Annotated in this window: 1 protein-coding gene and 1 pseudogene; both read right to left on the bottom strand. The window is 76.6% G+C overall.

Features of this window, described 5'->3' with window-relative positions; all coding sequences use genetic code 11:
- Positions 1–105: 105 nt before the first annotated feature.
- Complete coding sequence (locus B7767_RS15605; protein WP_085572720.1) at positions 106–837, bottom strand: bifunctional 2-polyprenyl-6-hydroxyphenol methylase/3-demethylubiquinol 3-O-methyltransferase UbiG; 732 nt, start codon at positions 835–837, stop codon at positions 106–108.
- Positions 830–1,190, bottom strand: a pseudogene (locus B7767_RS15600) (pyridoxal phosphate-dependent aminotransferase); the annotation flags it as partial. The gene B7767_RS15605 and the pseudogene B7767_RS15600, both read right to left, overlap by 8 nt.

The raw sequence follows: 1,190 nt of genomic DNA, 5'->3' as shown, positions 1-1,190 counted from the left end.
GGCCGCCGCCGCGTGGGCGCGACCGGCCGCGACGGCGCCGCGGACGGCCGACGGCACATCGCCGTACCGCCGGCGGAGCGCTCAGGCGTCCGGGCGGCGGAGCGCTCAGGAGTCCGGGCGGCGTGCGACGAAGACGAACTCCAGGCCCGGACGGTCGGGGGCGTCCCGCACCTCCTCCACCACGTAGCCGTGACCTTCGAGGTCCGCCTCGACCTCCTCCCGCCCGCGGAAACGCAGCGTCGAGTCCGAGGTCAGCACCGCTCCGTCCGCGGCGAACACGTAGGTCGTGCGGAACGTCACCAGCGGGCCGTCCACCTCGGTCACCCGGTGCCAGCTCTCGACCGTGCCGACGCCGGGTACGTCCGTCCTGCGGTACGACTCCTCACGGGTCCACCCCTCCCAGGCCCGCCGGGCCGGATCGCGGGTCTCGAAGACCAGGCGTCCCCCGGGCCGCAGTGCCGCGTGGGCTCCGCGCAGGGTGCCGTGCCAGGCGCCGGGATCGGCGACGGCCTGGGCGGCGTTCGCCGTCATGGTCGCCAGATCGACCCGCAGCGGCGGCAGCGCCGTCGTGTCGCCCTCGACCCAGCGGACCCGCGCGCCGCCCGGTTTGCCCCGGGCCACGTCGAGGGACGCCCCGGCGGGGTCGACGCCGACGACCTCGATCCCCCGGCCGGCCAGGAGCAGCGCGAACACCCCTGTTCCACAGCCGATGTCCAGCACCCGCCGGGCACCGAACTCCTGCGCCATGCCGAGGTAGGCGTCGAGGTCCCCGCGATCGGGATCGAGCGGGTCGTAGAGCGCGGCGAGCCGTGGGTGGCCGTAGCACTCGTCAGCCACGGGCACCGCCCGCGCGCTCCACGGCGTCCGCCATCCGCCGCACCGCCTCCCCCAGCACCTCGGGCGAGGCGGCGAGGTTCAGCCGGGCGTGGCCTGCTCCTCCCGTGCCGAAGGGCAGGCCGGAGTTGAGCGCCACACGGCCGTGCCGGAGGAAGGTGTCGGCGGGGTCGTCGCCGAGGCCGAGGGCGCGGCAGTCCAGCCAGGCGAGGTAGGTGGCGTCACCCGGCCGGTAGCGGACCGCCGGCAGCCGCTCGGCCAGGAGGTCCGCGAGCAGCCGGCGGTTGGTGTCGAGGCCGGCGAGCAGGGCGTCCAGCCACGCGGTGCCGTCGCGCAGGGCGGCGGTGTGGGCGAGG

This window comes from Streptomyces sp. 13-12-16, assembly GCF_002114215.1.
GTDB lineage: Bacteria > Actinomycetota > Actinomycetes > Streptomycetales > Streptomycetaceae > Streptomyces.
Note: the sequence above shows the minus strand (reverse complement) of the source record. Positions and strands in the feature narration are given on the sequence as shown.